The organism is Mesobacillus maritimus, from assembly GCF_019749255.1.
Taxonomy (GTDB): domain Bacteria; phylum Bacillota; class Bacilli; order Bacillales; family Cytobacillaceae; genus Mesobacillus_B; species Mesobacillus_B maritimus_A.
Map to the genome: position 1 here is coordinate 633,538 of NZ_JACWFH010000008.1, position 14,828 is coordinate 648,365.

14 protein-coding genes are annotated in these 14,828 nt (G+C 40.0%); 12 read left to right on the forward strand and 2 right to left on the reverse strand.

All coding sequences use genetic code 11. The annotated features are described in order from the left end of the window. Positions 1 to 18 precede the first annotated feature (18 nt). From H0185_RS08550 to H0185_RS08575, 6 genes are read left to right on the forward strand one after another with little or no spacing between them, the layout of a single operon-like run. Positions 19 to 966 carry an ABC transporter permease gene (locus H0185_RS08550; RefSeq protein WP_221873026.1) on the forward strand — a complete coding sequence of 316 codons (948 nt, stop codon included), beginning with the start codon at positions 19 to 21 and terminating at the stop codon, positions 964 to 966. 18 nt (positions 967 to 984) lie between these two features. Beyond that, positions 985 to 1,824: an ABC transporter permease gene (locus H0185_RS08555; RefSeq protein WP_221873027.1), complete on the forward strand. Its 840-nt coding sequence runs from the start codon at positions 985 to 987 to the stop codon at positions 1,822 to 1,824. A gap of 12 nt (positions 1,825 to 1,836) precedes the next feature. Beyond that, positions 1,837 to 2,847, forward strand: coding sequence for an ABC transporter ATP-binding protein (locus H0185_RS08560; RefSeq protein ID WP_221873028.1), 1,011 nt, complete (start codon positions 1,837 to 1,839; stop codon positions 2,845 to 2,847). Then, the gene (locus H0185_RS08565) at positions 2,840 to 3,808 is read left to right on the forward strand and encodes an ABC transporter ATP-binding protein (RefSeq protein ID WP_221873029.1); all 969 of its coding nucleotides are present in this window, start codon (positions 2,840 to 2,842) and stop codon (positions 3,806 to 3,808) included. Before H0185_RS08560 ends, H0185_RS08565 begins: the two co-directional genes overlap by 8 nt. A 32-nt stretch (positions 3,809 to 3,840) precedes the next feature. Further along, positions 3,841 to 5,397 carry an acyl-CoA carboxylase subunit beta gene (locus H0185_RS08570; RefSeq protein ID WP_221873030.1) on the forward strand — a complete coding sequence of 519 codons (1,557 nt, stop codon included), beginning with the start codon at positions 3,841 to 3,843 and terminating at the stop codon, positions 5,395 to 5,397. A gap of 46 nt (positions 5,398 to 5,443) precedes the next feature. Then, positions 5,444 to 7,177, forward strand: coding sequence for an AMP-binding protein (locus H0185_RS08575; protein ID WP_246629072.1), 1,734 nt, complete (start codon positions 5,444 to 5,446; stop codon positions 7,175 to 7,177). Positions 7,178 to 7,277: 100 nt separating this feature from the next. Here H0185_RS08575 and H0185_RS08580 read toward each other — a convergent pair whose 3' ends face one another. Further along, positions 7,278 to 7,850 carry a GNAT family N-acetyltransferase gene (locus H0185_RS08580; RefSeq protein ID WP_246629073.1) on the reverse strand — a complete coding sequence of 191 codons (573 nt, stop codon included), beginning with the start codon at positions 7,848 to 7,850 and terminating at the stop codon, positions 7,278 to 7,280. 834 nt (positions 7,851 to 8,684) lie between these two features. Between H0185_RS08580 and yknW the strand changes: the two genes are divergently transcribed. The 5 genes from yknW to H0185_RS08605 all read left to right on the forward strand — a co-directional run bounded on the left by yknW (position 8,685) and on the right by H0185_RS08605 (position 13,278). After that, positions 8,685 to 9,341 (forward strand): YknW family membrane protein, encoded by a 657-nt coding sequence (yknW, locus tag H0185_RS08585; protein ID WP_221873031.1) that lies wholly within the window; start codon positions 8,685 to 8,687, stop codon positions 9,339 to 9,341. A gap of 4 nt (positions 9,342 to 9,345) precedes the next feature. Beyond that, the gene (locus H0185_RS08590; protein WP_221873032.1) at positions 9,346 to 10,452 is read left to right on the forward strand and encodes an efflux RND transporter periplasmic adaptor subunit; all 1,107 of its coding nucleotides are present in this window, start codon (positions 9,346 to 9,348) and stop codon (positions 10,450 to 10,452) included. Then, positions 10,449 to 11,144, forward strand: coding sequence for an ABC transporter ATP-binding protein (locus tag H0185_RS08595; protein ID WP_221873033.1), 696 nt, complete (start codon positions 10,449 to 10,451; stop codon positions 11,142 to 11,144). Before H0185_RS08590 ends, H0185_RS08595 begins: the two co-directional genes overlap by 4 nt. After that, positions 11,141 to 12,334, forward strand: a complete 1,194-nt coding sequence (locus H0185_RS08600) for an ABC transporter permease (RefSeq protein WP_221873034.1) — start codon at positions 11,141 to 11,143, stop codon at positions 12,332 to 12,334. The genes H0185_RS08595 and H0185_RS08600 overlap by 4 nt, the downstream gene beginning before the upstream one ends. A 161-nt stretch (positions 12,335 to 12,495) precedes the next feature. Continuing rightward, positions 12,496 to 13,278 (forward strand): class I SAM-dependent methyltransferase, encoded by a 783-nt coding sequence (locus H0185_RS08605; protein WP_221873098.1) that lies wholly within the window; start codon positions 12,496 to 12,498, stop codon positions 13,276 to 13,278. A gap of 92 nt (positions 13,279 to 13,370) precedes the next feature. On the opposite strand, the gene H0185_RS08610 is transcribed toward H0185_RS08605, so the two are convergent. Next, complete coding sequence (locus H0185_RS08610) at positions 13,371 to 14,183, reverse strand: S1C family serine protease (protein WP_221873035.1); 813 nt, start codon at positions 14,181 to 14,183, stop codon at positions 13,371 to 13,373. Positions 14,184 to 14,522: 339 nt separating this feature from the next. On the opposite strand from H0185_RS08610, the gene H0185_RS24255 reads away from it, so the two are divergent. Further along, positions 14,523 to 14,654: a hypothetical protein gene (locus H0185_RS24255; RefSeq protein ID WP_281427592.1), complete on the forward strand. Its 132-nt coding sequence runs from the start codon at positions 14,523 to 14,525 to the stop codon at positions 14,652 to 14,654. The last annotated feature ends 174 nt before the right edge of the window (positions 14,655 to 14,828 follow it).

Genomic DNA, 14,828 nt, shown 5'->3' on the forward strand with positions numbered 1-14,828 from the left:
AGGAAAGGGAGGACACCGATGTTTATTAAATTTTTATTTAGGCGTTTATTGTATGTGATTCCAATGTTAATCGTGACAACTCTGGTAGTCTTTTCCCTTATTTTACTCATTCCAGGTGATCCTGCTCTGGCACTTCTAGGGGATAACGCAACAGATGAAAAACTGGCTCAGTTGAGAACTCAACTGGGCTTGGATCAACCTGTGCTTGTTCAATATTGGAACTGGCTAATGAGTGCCGTGCAGGGGGATTTAGGAAGATCGCTTTTTACCGGTGAATATGTTAGTGAAGCAGTGATATCAAGACTTGGTGTAACTTTTCAAGTAGTTATTACAGCAATGATTTTCTCGTTTATCTTAGGGATGTTTTTTGCGATTACCTCAATTCTAAAACCAAATAGCTGGATGGATTATGTGGCCAGATTTTTTGGGACGTTAGGAACGGCAATCCCTAACTTTTGGTTAGCAATGTTATTAGTAGTTTTATTCAGTGTAAACCTAGGTTGGTTACCAGCTACAGGGTTTACGAGTGTAATGGAACATCCGATTGGGTTCTTAAAGAGTGTGCTTTTACCAGCATTCTGTCTAGGTGCTTTTGGAGCCGCGCAAATTACTCGCCAGTTACGTTCGTCGTTAATCGAGGTTCTAGATTCTGATTATATCCGAACGGCCTATTCAAAAGGACTCTTATTATGGCCGGTTATTTGGAAACATGGAATGAGGAATGCACTTCTTCCAGTCGTGACGACTGTCGGTTTAATGTTTGGCAATATGTTAGGGGCGACTGTAGTGATAGAGAGTGTGTTCGCGATTCCTGGAATGGGTCAACTTGCTGTTAATTCTATTCTTCAGCGTGACTTTCCCATGCTACAAGGTGTTGTGTTAGTGATGGTGGTCTTGGTTTTGATTATCAATTTTATTACTGATGTTCTATATGGGGTTTTAGACCCTAGAATCGAGCTTGACTAACAAACAGGAGGGGAATCGATGCAAATACGAATCATCGGTCAACGTTTATTACAAGAACGGTTGGCATTTATCAGTTTGGTTTATCTTGTATTCTTAGTGATTTTATCGATTGTGGCTCCTTTTATTGTTCCTTATGACCCTGAAGCGCAAGATTTAACAAAAATAATGATGGCGCCAAATGGTGCACACTGGTTTGGAACGGATGAACTAGGACGTGACATTTTTACTCGTTTGCTGCTTGGCGCACAGGCTGCCATTCAGGCGGGGGCAATTGCTATTATGATTCCCTTGGCGGTTGGAGTACCATTAGGAATTATCTCAGGGTATTTAGGTGGAGTCGTCGATGATATTTTTATGAGAATTGTGGACGCAATTTTATCGTTCCCAGCAATACTTTTGGCTTTGGGGATTACTGGAGCATTGGGAGTGAGTTTGTGGAATGCCATGATTGCGATTGGTATTATCTTTACTCCTCAATTTGCTCGTTTAGCAAGAGGGCAAGCACTTCAGGTTAGAAGAGAACCATATGTGGAGGCAGCAAAAATTTCCGGTGCAGGTCCCATGTGGATCATGTTCCGTCATATTTTACCGAATATTTTGTCGCCAATAATTGTTCAGGCTTCATTTAGTTTCAGCTTAGCCATTTTAGTAGAAGCCTCCTTAAGTTTTCTAGGCATGGGTGCGCAATCTCCACAAATTAGTTGGGGTGGGATGCTTCATCAGGCATATAGCATGATTTTCGTGAACCCAATGATGATGGTCTTTCCTGGATTTGCAATATTAATTTCTGTTTTAGCGGGGAACTTTCTGGGGGATGGACTGCGAGTAGCTGTTGATCCAAAGATAAAACGTACGTAAGGGGGGAATTTAATGAGTGCAGCAGATAAGCTGTTAGAGGTTCGGAATCTTAAAGCTCATTTTCCAACATCCAGGGGGAAAGTGAATGCAATCAACCATGTTTCATTTTCCATAAATAAAGGGGAAATCGTGGCTTTAGTCGGTGAGTCTGGGAGTGGGAAAAGTGTGACGGCTCTTTCCATTATGGGATTAAATGCACCCACCATTAAATATGAGAAAGAAAGTGTGATTTCTTTTAAGGGAAGCAACTTATTAGAAATGAAAAAAAAGCAAATGAAGAAGATACGAGGAAATGAGATATCGATGATTTTTCAAGATCCTTTGTCTTCTCTAAATCCTCTTCACCCTATTGGGAGGCAGATTGCTGAACCCATCCAACTTCATCAAGGAATTAGCTATAAAGAAGCTCAGCACACAGTCATTCAATTGTTAAATAAGGTGGGGATTCCTGATCCAGAAAGCAGGCTTCACGATTACCCCCATCAGCTATCAGGAGGGATGCGGCAGAGAATCATGATTGCGATGGCTCTTGCTTGTAACCCATCCTTGCTGATTGCCGATGAACCGACAACTGCACTTGATGTAACAATCCAAGCTCAAATTTTAAATGTTATGAGGGGGCTGCAGAAGGAAACTGGAGTTTCTATTCTACTTATCACACATGATTTAGGAGTTGTCGCGGAAACGGCTGATCGCGTGCTTGTCATGTATTGTGGTGAGATTGTGGAAGAAGGGGACGTTTACTCTATTTTCCAAAACCCTCAACACCCTTATACGAAAGGACTGTTGGCAAGTGTTCCAAAGCTAAGAGGAGATTCTGAGAAACGGTTAAACGCAATCCCAGGTGCTGTGCCCAATCCACTGGAGCTTCCAAAAGGATGTAATTTTTACGAACGCTGTAGCTTTGCGACAGCTGAATGCCGAGTCCACTCTCCTAGCTTAACTGAGGGGATTGATAACCATAAAGTGGCATGCTTTAATCCATTAAAAGAACAATCTGAAGAGGTGAGCCATTATGCCTGAGCCATTGGTGTCGATACAAAATTTAAAAAAACACTATCCTATAGGGAAAAGTTTATTTGGCAGCACAACTAAATGGCTGAAAGCTGTAGATGGTATTAGCCTAGAAGTAGGAAAAGGAGAAACCCTGGGCTTGGTAGGTGAATCAGGCTGTGGAAAATCAACCTTAGGGCGAATGGTTGTAGGGTTGCTTGAACCTACCGAAGGGGAAGTGTACTTCGAGGGGAGACCTTTATTAGAAAAGGGACGTAATAAACGTGATCTTGGCCAAAAAATCCAAATGGTCTTTCAAGATCCTTATGCATCGCTCAATCCACGCATGAGTGTTGCAAATATTATTGGGGAACCACTCCAGCTCCACCGCGTGGGGACACAAAGTGAAAGACGAAAAAGAGTAGATGAATTGTTAGAAAGAGTGGGGCTAACCTCTGCGCACGGCACCCGTTATCCAGAAGAGTTTTCTGGGGGACAACGGCAAAGAATTGGCATTGCTAGGGCATTAGCGTTAAATCCTAAGTTAATTGTTTGTGATGAACCTGTTTCTGCACTAGATGTTTCCATTCAAGCACAAATTCTTAATCTATTAAAAGATATCCAAGAAGAAAGTGGTCTCTCTTATATCTTTATTGCACATGGACTTCAGGCAGTAAAGCATATCAGTGATCGGATTGTGGTTATGTACTTAGGAAAGGTCATGGAAATCTCTGGAACGGATCAGCTTTTTGAACGTCCGCTCCACCCTTATACAAAGGCATTGATTTCAGCCGTTCCAGAGCCTGATCCAACGATACGAGACAGGGAGAGAATTATTCTGGAGGGTGACTTGCCTAGTCCGGCAAATCCACCAGTCGGGTGTCGCTTTCATACTCGTTGTCCGATAGCTACAGAACGATGTAAACAGGAAGATCCTCCGTTGGAAGAGGTCTCTAAAGGAAGATGGGCTGCTTGTTTCTACCATAGTTAGATAGAAATTGATTTCTAGAGGAGGAAATGTTAATGAGTTGGGAACCGGAAATTAAAGAGCTTCGCTATCGAGAGGAATTAGCCCGAAAAATGGGTGGAGAAGAGAGAGTTAATAAGCATAAATCATTTGGAAAGCTTACGGTGAGAGAAAGAATTGATAGTTTACTAGATGATGGGACTTTCCATGAAACAGGGGCAATTGCAGGCAAGGGAAAATATGATGAAAATGGGCAGCTGATTGATTTTACACCTGCTAATTTTATCCTCGGAACTGGGCGAGTAAACCGAAGAAAAGTGGTTGTAGGCGGAGATGATTTTACAGTCCGTGGTGGAGCTGCAGATGGTGCGATTCATGGAAAGCAGGTATACGCAGAACGATTAGCACATGATCTTCAAATTCCTATCGTTCGGTTAGTAGATGGAACCGGTGGTGGCGGCAGTGTTAAAACCCTTGATTCTAGTGGTCATACCTATGTCCCTGTTAATCCAGCCTGGGATTTGGTGGTTTCAAATATGGAAAGGGTTCCGGTTGTCGCTGCCTGTTTGGGTTCTGTTGCTGGCCTGGGAGCTGCGAGGGTAGCGGCTTCTCACTTTTCAGTGATGGTCGAAGATACGTCTCAATTGTTTGTAGCCGGGCCACCAGTAGTGAAATTTGGTATGGGTCAGGATTTAACGAAAGAAGAATTAGGGGGCATTCAGGTCCATAAATCAAGTGGGGCAGTCGACAATATTGCTCAGTCTGAAGAAGATGCTTTTGCGCAAATTCGCTCTTTTTTATCGTATCTCCCATCTAGTGTCTGGCAGCTACCACCTGTAGCTGAAGCTGAAGATGACACAGCTAGACGTGAAGAAAAGTTAATTTCTTTTATCCCTAAAAATAGACGGTCTCCTTATAAAATCCGTGAGTTATTGCCGTTAATATTCGACCAAGACTCAATTTTTGAAATGGGTCGTTATTATGGAGGCGGGACGGTCACATGCTTTGCTCGATTAGATGGTCATCCAGTTGGAGTTTTGGCGCCTGATCCTTTTGTAAACGGTGGGGGCTTAACCTCTGAAAGCTCAGAAAAGTTGGAGCGATTTGTGGATCTCTGTCAGACATTCCATCTTCCGATTGTTAACCTTGTGGACCAACCGGGTATGGTAATTGGGTTGCCATCCGAGAAGAAAGGCACGATACGAAAAGGAGTTCGAGCAATTTCTGCGGTATATCAGGCAAAGGTACCTATGGTTGAAATTATAATGCGGAGAGTATTCGGTGTTGGTGGTGCTGGAATGTCAAATGGTCATGGATTGAACCAACGGTATGCATGGCCATCTGGAGATTGGGGCTCTCTTCCAGTGGAGGGTGGAGTTCATGTTGCCTACCGAAGAGAGCTTGAAGCGAGTGAAAACCCAGAGGAACTTTTAAATGAATTACTTGAACGTATGGAGTCCATTCGCTCGCCGTTTCGTACAGCGGAAGCGTTTGGAGTGGAGGAGATTATTGATCCTAGAGAAACGCGTCCTCTATTATGTGAATGGGTAAAGGATGCCTATGAACTCCTTCCCCAGCAGTTGGGACCTTCTCATCATGGAATGAGACCATAGTTTACTAGTGTGATAAAAATTCATTTTAATCGAGGGAGGGTAAAGATTGTCACAAATCGACTTAATCAGTGAAATGGCTGTTAAAGAAGAAGTGGTTGCTAAATGTGTGGAGCACTGGGCAGAGGTGTCAGGTGAGAAAACCTTTTTATTTTATGGTGAAAATAATAAAAAGCTAACGTATCAGCAGTTTAACCAATTGGCCAATAGTATTGCTCACTCTCTTCGGGCAAGAGGAATCAATAAAGGAGACCGTGTCTCAGTTTTTCTGAAAAATCCTTATATTACCACGATTGTGATGTTTGCCATCTGGAAGTGTGGAGGAGTTTTTAGCCCTATAAATTTTAATTATCGTGGAAAGTTACTAAGCTATCAAATAAATGACACCGAACCGAAAATGCTTTTTACTGAAAGAAGCATGGTTCCTATTTTGAATGAAATAGCAGATGAAATAGAAGGGATGTATGCTGTAGTATATAGCCCCCAAGAGGGTGATCATGATTATATAGCAGAAATATCTGAAATTACTCTTGATCAACGTGTGATTGAAACCCCTTATGAAAGGCTTTTGCAAGGGGAAACTAGCAATCTAGATGTGGAATTAAATTACTGGGATACTGCAAATATTATTTATACATCGGGAACAACTGGGCCTGCTAAGGGAGTTGTTCAATCGCATCGTTGGATAAATGGGTATACATTAAGGATGCGTTTATGTATGACATCTGAGGATGTTGTGTATAATGACCTCCCGCTTTACCATGTTGGTGGTGCATTTGCAAACATTGCGAGGGCGGCCTATTTAGGTTGCACTGTTGCCTTGTGGGATAAGTTTAGCCCACATCAGTTTTGGCAAAGGATTGAAACTTCAGGTGCGAGTGCGGCAATCTTGCTTGATGTGATGATCCCCTGGCTGATGAATGCTGAACCAACGAGTCAGGATAAAAATAACACTCTAAATAAAGTTCATATGCAGCCTTTACCAAAATATCATCATGAAGTAGCAAAACGATTCGGAATCAATATTGTTTCAGCTGGATTTGGTCAGACTGAATCGGGAAATCCACTTGCAGGCATGATTTTTGAGCTTGAGGAGGGACAAGGGACCCCAAAACACCTCTATAAAGGACTATCTAGGGGAGAGATTCTGGAGAAGTGTGAGAAATTTGGAATCCCTGTGATTGATGGAAAACAGGAATTAAAGAAGGGATTTATGGGCAAGCCTACGATGTATTTTGATGTTGCAGTGCTTGATGAAAATGATTTAGAAGTTCCAGTTGGTCAAGTCGGACAAATTGCATTCCGTCCAAAACTGCCTCACTTGATTTTGAATGAGTATTTCAATAAACCAGCGTCTACAACAAAAGCGTTTAAGAACCTCTGGTTCCATTCTGGAGATGCCGGTTATCTTGGAGAAGATGGTTATTATTATTTTGTTGACCGCATGGGAGGAGTAATTCGTTGCCGTGGGGAGAAAATTTCATCTTATCAGTTAGAAGATATCATTACTGGGCATCCAGAAATTGATTTTTGTGCCGCCTTTCCTGTACCGGCTGAAGTTGGTGATGAAGATGATGTAGCTGTGTTTGTCGTGAAAAAGGCTGACACAAAAATAGATGAGGAAGATTTGAGAGAGTGGGCAAAAAGTCAAATGCCAAAATACATGTGGCCAAAGTACATTCGCTTTACTTTAGAACTTCCCCGTACTCCTACGAATAAAATTGAGAAATATAAATTGAGAGAAGAATTAATTCAAGAACTTAAGGTAGAACATGTTAAATAATTGAGTTTAGCTACCTTTAGCAGTATCCTTGTATAAAGGCCCCGTTAATGGGGCCTTTTAATATTCTTATGTGATCTTTTTAATCTAAATGAGAAATGAATTATTCAGTAGTACGAATGTATTCTTCATTCAAAACCGAAAACATGTTGATGTCTTGGTAATCTCCTTTAATAAACATACTTTTCCTCAGGGTCCCCTCGTATGTCATGCCAATTTTATTTAGCACTTTTTGTGATCCGATGTTTTCTTTAAAGGTCCTTGCTTGTATTCGTGTTAAGTTTAAGCTCTTAAATCCAAATTTGATTACTTCTTTCGCTGCTTCTGTCATGATTCCATCTCCCCAGTAATCTTCAGAAAGAACATAAGCAATTTCAGCTTTATTATGAGCTGTTTCAAAGGTGACAAACTCAATGGTACCGATTAATTTAGATGTTTCTTTTAACTGTATTCCCCATAAAAGTTTTTTGTTGATTTGATATTGCTCTAATAGATAATCAATGAATTTTCGCGTATCTTCTAGATTCTTGTGAGTAGGAAAAGGAATGTATTTTGTTACTTCTTTAGAGGACGTAAAGGAATGCATATCCTCTAGATCTTTAAACGTCACTTTCCGCATCAGTAGGCGAGAAGTCTCTAATCGGGGATGATGTAAGCATGCCTCGTTTATATCCAATAAAGTTCACCCTTTAAGATAACCATATGGCTATGAATTAAAAACCTCGTTATTTTCATCATTTCTTATGGCTAATATATCTCTTATTATATTGTACTAGAAAAGGAAAATGCCAATGGGTGTGACTAATGATTATTTGTATGTGTCAAAAATGTTTAATGAAGCTAACAGATTTTGTTGCTTAAAAAGATTAAAGACCCTAGTTCTTTCTGATTTTAAAAAGAATGGCTGTTTTCGTATAGAGTAAAGGGGTATATATTTTTTTTTGATGTAAGGAGGCGATTAAATATGTGGAAGGAAAGGATAAGAAGTGACCTAAAACTCTAAGGTCTAATGATTTCCTAATACTGCTTCTTCGAACAAGGAAAATTGACATAAAAGATTGCAACGAAATTTAAACCTATTAGTGCCGTTACCCCTTCATAGATAAGAGCTTAGGATAATATACTATTTATTCCGATAATAAAATCCCTCAAACTATCTACCTCCCAAAATAACGATTATTAGATTGGTAAAACAACAATCTTCCAGAAAACAGCCTTAAGAAAAGATACGTCGGGTAGATTCCCCGTTAATTAGTCCCTTTCTGATTAATTGTAAAGTTTTTATAAAATAGGAAAAAGAGGGATGTTTTTTATGGTATAGTGATATTTATGTGAATAATACCCAGTAATTTGGAAGGATATGAAAGTAAACCTTAGATAGATAATCTATTAGTTGAAGGTATACTACTATTTTCATAGAGTTTCTAACGAAAGATTTTAAAAATATGAAACTCTTTTTTCTACTATTCGTATTATTTACAGTATAAAGATAAAAAGGGGATGACTAGCATTGTCAGAAGAAACGATTGCAAGAAAACCATCAATATTTGGGATCATTTGGAGCCCAACAGAACAATTTGAACGGATTAAAGAAAGACCCAAGATTTGGGCTCCACTCGGAATCGTTACATTATTATTTATCGTAGGAATGTATTTAACTTCTCTAGGACTAGAAATAGAGCTTGAAGGGATACCTGAAGCGGACTTGGCCCTTGCTAAGGCTGCGGGCACGTTTACGTTAATCCTAGTGGGAATTATTTCCCCGATTTTTGGAGCGTTCATTTCGACATTAATTTATTTGTTAATTTCGAAGATTCCTGGCTCAGGTGTTACCTTTAAGAAATTATTTTCAATGAATACTCATTTGATGATGATTTCAGCGTTAAGTGTTTTGGTTAACGGGGTTGGAATAGCTTTGTTTGGAGGAAATGCAGAAATACAGTTTACTAGCCTTGGTTCACTTATTGAGGTTGAAGGTGCATTAGCTGGATTATTCAATAGTATTGAAGTATTTCAGATTTGGGGTGTGATCCTTACTGCTATCGGTCTTCACAAAGTGGCTGATTTCTCAAAAGGATTGGCTTGGACAGTTTCAATTGCATTTTATGTGATTAGTGTGATTACTGCGATGGTAGGAGCGGCTGCTAGCGGAATGGTGGGTCTATAACCCAATGGAGAAAAAGAAAAAAATAGGGATTGCTATAGGGGTAGGAGTCCTAATTGTAGGATTATTTGGGATTAATATATGGAAGAAAGCTGCGTCAGAGAATGTCACTGCAGAAGTCACTAATATAATAGAAGAAACAGTTTCCGAGAAAGTGATGACACCAGGTACATTAAAACTAGCAAATGAACAAACCGTTTATTTTGCACCGGAAAATGGAGAAATATCAGAAGTTCTTGTTGAAGAAGGCGAGGACGTGAAAAAAGGTACGCCTCTCCTTCGTTATGAGAATAAACAGCTGGAGCTTGAAAAAAAGCAAAATGAACTACAATTACAATCCAGTCAATTGCAGTTAAACAATCTCCGTGACCAGCATAAAGAATTAGATGAGAAATTAGAAAAAGACTCAAAAAATGAAATGCTGCAGTCAGAACATGACCAAGTATGGTTACAACAGCAGCAAACCAATCTTGAAATTGAACAGCTTCAATTACAAAAACAGTCTATCGAGCAGCAGATTGCAGAGCTTGAAGTGAAAAGTGAATTGGACGGGAAAGTTGTATCTGTGAATGATGTAGCAGGTGCTAGCTCCAATCAACTAGAGCCACAACCACTTATTCAAATTGGAACATTAGAGCAATTGATGGTAGAAGGAATCATTTCTGAGTATGATACTCTAAAAGTCAAGCAAGGTCAGAGCGTGGTGCTATCCTCTGATGTCTTGCCTGGGGAATCCTGGAAAGGGAAGGTCAGCTTTGTTGGGTATTTACCAGAGGAGGCTAATTCTTTAGGTGGGGAAACGGGGGTCCAATATCGGATTGAAGTGAATGTTGAGGATAAAAACATTCTTTTAAAACCTGGTTTCCAAATGGTTATGGAAATCCTTACCGAGGAACGAAAGACTAAAACTCTTCCATTAAGTGCTGTCAAGCAAGAAGGTGACACTAGTTACGTGTTTACCGTGGTTGACGGTAAGACTGAAAAAAAAGAAGTTTCAGTTGGATTGGTTTCAAATGAAAGCATTGAAATCACTGATGGTCTTTCGGAGGAAGACGAAGTGTTGCTTGACCCATCTGATGACGTGTCAGCTGGGATGGATGTGACTGTGAAATGATCCGTTTACAATCGGTTGTCAAAAGCTACTCGATTGGAAAAGAGCAAGTGGACGTGCTGAAAGGAATTGACTTACATATTAAAGAGGGAGAATTCACGGCAATCATGGGGCCATCAGGGTCTGGCAAATCAACGCTTATGAACATCGTTGGTTGTCTTGATCGACCGTCAAGTGGTGACTATTATTTAAATGACCATTTGGTATCCCAATATGATGAAAAGGAACTTGCACAGGTTAGAAACCGATCTATTGGGTTTGTGTTTCAACAATTTCAACTCTTGCCTAGGTTAAATGCGTTAAAAAATGTAGAGCTTCCGATGATTTATGCAGGGGTGAAGAAGAAAGAACGTGAAGAGCGAGCATCAGAGGCTCTCCATAAAGTGGGGCTTAGTGATCGGATGGGGCATCTGCCGAACGAATTATCTGGTGGACAAAAACAGCGAGTTGCAATTGCTAGAGCGATTGTCAACAACCCAGACTTAATTTTAGCAGATGAGCCTACTGGAGCACTTGATTCAAAGACGAGTGTGCAAATTATGGAGTTATTCACGATGCTCAATCAAGAAGGAACAACGATTATCCTTGTAACCCACGAGAGTGAAGTCGCAGAATATGCCCGGCGCACCGTATTTGTTCGTGACGGGATGGTCATGCAAAACGAAACTACAGTCAAAGGAGGGGAAAGTCTTTGAGTGTAGCTGAAAATATGAAAATGGCGCTTTCCTCTCTTTTGGCTCATAAATTACGTTCAATCCTCACAATGATTGGGATTATCATTGGAGTTGGATCAGTCATTACGGTGGTTGCTATTGGTCAAGGTGGAGAAGCGATGTTAAAATCGCAAATAGTTGGTGCAGGAAATACGATCGAATTATTTTATATGCCCTCTGATGAAGAATTGATTGCCAATCCGAATGCAATGATGATGGCACCTTTTACACAGGAAGATCTAAAGGCAGTGGAGAAAATACCTGAGGTGACAAAGGTGGTCGCAACTAGTTCTGAGTATGGAAATGTCCGTGTACGAGAGGACACACTAGAGGCTTCAATTACCGGAATTAATCAAGCGTATCTAGATGTGAACGGACTGAAAGTGGATACAGGAAGAAACCTGTTGGCTGCTGATTTTCTTGGGGGACGTCGCGTCGCGGTTGTCAGCTCTTCCTTTCGTGAGGAACTGTTTGAGGGAGAGGACCCTCTAGGTAAAGTAATTTTTGTTCGTTCCCAGCCGGTTGAAATAGTTGGCGTGCTAGAACAGCCGACAGGTTTATTTTCATTTGGTGCAAATGAAGTATACCTTCCTTGGAATACTTGGCGAACGATATACGCTTCCAATGAGTTAAGTCAGGTGACGCTGCAAACAGAAAATGCGGAGGATTTACAGGAAGCAGGACAGAAGGCTGCAGATCTATTAAATCGGATGCATAACACAGAAGAAGCCTACCAGGTTATTAATATGGAAGAAATTGCTGCCGGGGTAGGTCAGGTCACGAGAATCATGACAATCATCATCAGTAGTATTGCAGGTGTCTCCTTGTTAGTTGGCGGGATTGGTGTAATGAATATTATGCTAGTTTCAGTTACCGAACGAACTAGAGAAATCGGGGTTCGAATGTCGCTTGGTGCGACGAGGGGACAAATATTACTTCAGTTCCTCATTGAAGCCGTTACACTCACCTTAATCGGTGGTGGAATTGGTATTCTGTTAGGATGGGGAACTTCAAGCATTGTTTCGCATTTTGCTGGCTGGCCAGCACTTGTTTCATGGCCGGTTATAGTTGGTGGTTTGTTGTTTTCTATGATTATTGGCGTTATCTTTGGAATTTTACCAGCGAATAAAGCGTCTAAACTTGATCCAATCGCATCTTTACGGTATGAGTAACTAAGTTAATAGAAATCAGTTAGAGATGAATCATCTGCCCTCAATTGGGTGGATGATTTTTTTAAAACGGGGGGAATTTTTCAATAGAACAAATAGTAAAGTTTATTGTAATCCTTGAAGTATTACAATAATCAAACATTCACTCTATTGGGGGGGAAATGATGGATACAATGAATCACAACCAAAAAGCATGGGACAAAAAAGTAGAAAATGGATCTGCATATACTAAAGCAGCAAGTAAGGAGATTATTGAAAAAAGCATGTTAGGAGATTTACAGATAACCGTTACAACAAAAAGGCTGGTTCCAAGAAATTGGTTACCTGCCTCGCTGGATGGATTGAAGGTACTTTGTTTAGCATCTGGGGGTGGTCAACAAGGGCCAATATTGGCAGCAGCAGGTGCAGAGGTAACCGTTTATGACTTGTCGAGAAAGCAGTTAGAGCAAGATGAAATGGTCGCAAAACGAGATGGATTAAAGCTTCGGACAATTCAAGGAAATATGTCAGACCTTCACGCTTTTGAAGATGAAACCTTCGATTTAATTGTCCATCCTGTTTCAAATGTGTTTGTTGAGGATGTACGACCTGTTTGGAAGGAAGCTGCTAGAGTATTAAAAGATAAAGGAGTGATGATCTCTGGATTTACAAATCCGCTACTGTTTATTTTTGATGATGAAGAAGAAAGAAAGGGCAACTTATCCGTAACCCAATCAATTCCATTTTCAACGCTAGATGGTTTATCAGAAGAGGAGATTGTTGAGTATATAACAAAAAATGAAACAATCGAGTTTGGTCATACGCTTGAGGATCAAATTCAAGGACAGATTGATGCTGGTTTTATCATAGCCGGTTTTTACGAGGATGATTTTGGAGGAAATCGAATACTAGATAAATATATTAAGACGTTTGTGGCGACAAGGGCTATAAAGGGGAAGGTTGAGTGAAATAAAACAAAGAAAACCAAAGGAATAATGGTATGAAAAATGGAGGCATCAACTAGAAAAAACTAGATGGTGCCTTTACCCTATTGAAGAGTTTATTCTCGAATGTCAGCGAGTAGGTCTTTTATGAAATAAGCGGGGGTAGCAACTCCGACACGGTTATTTCCTTCAGGTGAAGAGATGGTGGCAAAAAGAACGCCAATTACCCTCCCGTTTTGGTTAAGAACGGGACTACCACTATTTCCTCGGTAAACGGGGGCATCAATCATCATTACTGGAACATCCCAGTCTTTTAATAGAACTTTACCAGCAATGGTACCTTCATTGGCAATTTGCGTAAAAGAAAGCGGATTGCCAATGAAGATAATTTCTTCTCCTATTAATGTTTCCCAGTCTTTCTCATACGAGAGCGGAAGAACAGGAAGATCTGTGGCCTCAATTTTAACAACTGCGAGGTCTAAATCTGGATTCTTTGAAATCACCTCGCCAATATAGGAAACTCCTGTTTGATAATGTACCTTAACGGTATCTGTATGTTCTACAACATGCTCATTTGTAACGATCATTCCATTTGGATCAATCGTAAAACCTGTACCTTTTACCCCATCCCATTCGATTGTGACAACTGACTTCTTAGATGCCTGTACTTCTGGATCTTTCGAAAGTCTCTGTGAAATTTTTAAAAATTCTATCGCAGGTAAATTAAATAAGTTAAAATAAATTTGTAGCCCACTTACGAACATCGCTAAAACAATTAAAGAGCTCACCGTTTTAACGATAAGCTTTTTTCGCTTCTTTTGGCGTTTCTTGTTTTGCTCCCATTCCTCGTCATTTTCTAAAAATGCTTCCCACTCTAATTCTTCATTTATATCAAGATTTTGGTCCTTATTTTTATTGTCCTTTTCCATTCCATTGTAGCCCCCTTAGAAACTGGGTCTTGCTTTGTTAAGTATATCATCTCAAAGGTAAGGGAGAAGCAACTAAGCAACTAAATGATACATAGAAATGATAAAAGAAGAAAAATAGGTATATATCTATTCCTTATCCAAAAATATAAATTACTATCCATCGCAATTTTTTATTAATTTCAACAAATGTGAATAATTCACTCGGAGAAAAGCACGATAAAGAGGTAGCAATTATTATGTTGCTTCTCAGAAGTTACACAGGAAAATGACATTGAATCCTATTTGGGAAGCCGTAATACGGTTGCTATAGGTATACATAATTAAGAAGGAGGAGTTTAAGTGACAAACCGTAATGATAATCGTAACCAGCCACATACCGGAAGTAAGGCGAGCAATACTGAGTTTGGTTCAGAACAAGGGATGAGTAAAAAAGAGAGAAAACGAGCGGCAAGGGAAAATAGAAAGAAATAGCGTAAACTACTCTTAAGACCCTTTTCGCTTACGGAGATAATGTTAAAATTTTAGGGAGATAGGAGCTGTAAAACTAGTTTTTCCTACGTAAAAAGGCTTTAGGATTTAAACGAGAAAACATTCAAAAAAGCCATAACTTTAAATGAACTGTACCCTTTGTCAAGGACATTAAAA

Excerpts from the sequence above, each read along its gene's own strand:
- H0185_RS08555 (WP_221873027.1), top strand. The coding sequence starts at position 985 with ATGCAAATACGAATCATCGGTCAACGTTTATTACAAGAACGGTTGGCA.
- H0185_RS08565 (WP_221873029.1), top strand. The coding sequence starts at position 2,840 with ATGCCTGAGCCATTGGTGTCGATACAAAATTTAAAAAAACACTATCCT.
- H0185_RS08590 (WP_221873032.1), top strand. The coding sequence starts at position 9,346 with ATGGAGAAAAAGAAAAAAATAGGGATTGCTATAGGGGTAGGAGTCCTA.
- H0185_RS08595 (WP_221873033.1), top strand. The coding sequence starts at position 10,449 with ATGATCCGTTTACAATCGGTTGTCAAAAGCTACTCGATTGGAAAAGAG.
- H0185_RS08605 (WP_221873098.1), top strand. The coding sequence starts at position 12,496 with ATGGATACAATGAATCACAACCAAAAAGCATGGGACAAAAAAGTAGAA.
- H0185_RS08610 (WP_221873035.1), bottom strand. The coding sequence starts at position 14,183 with ATGGAAAAGGACAATAAAAATAAGGACCAAAATCTTGATATAAATGAA.
- H0185_RS08550 (WP_221873026.1), top strand. The coding sequence starts at position 19 with ATGTTTATTAAATTTTTATTTAGGCGTTTATTGTATGTGATTCCAATG.
- H0185_RS08560 (WP_221873028.1), top strand. The coding sequence starts at position 1,837 with ATGAGTGCAGCAGATAAGCTGTTAGAGGTTCGGAATCTTAAAGCTCAT.
- H0185_RS08570 (WP_221873030.1), top strand. The coding sequence starts at position 3,841 with ATGAGTTGGGAACCGGAAATTAAAGAGCTTCGCTATCGAGAGGAATTA.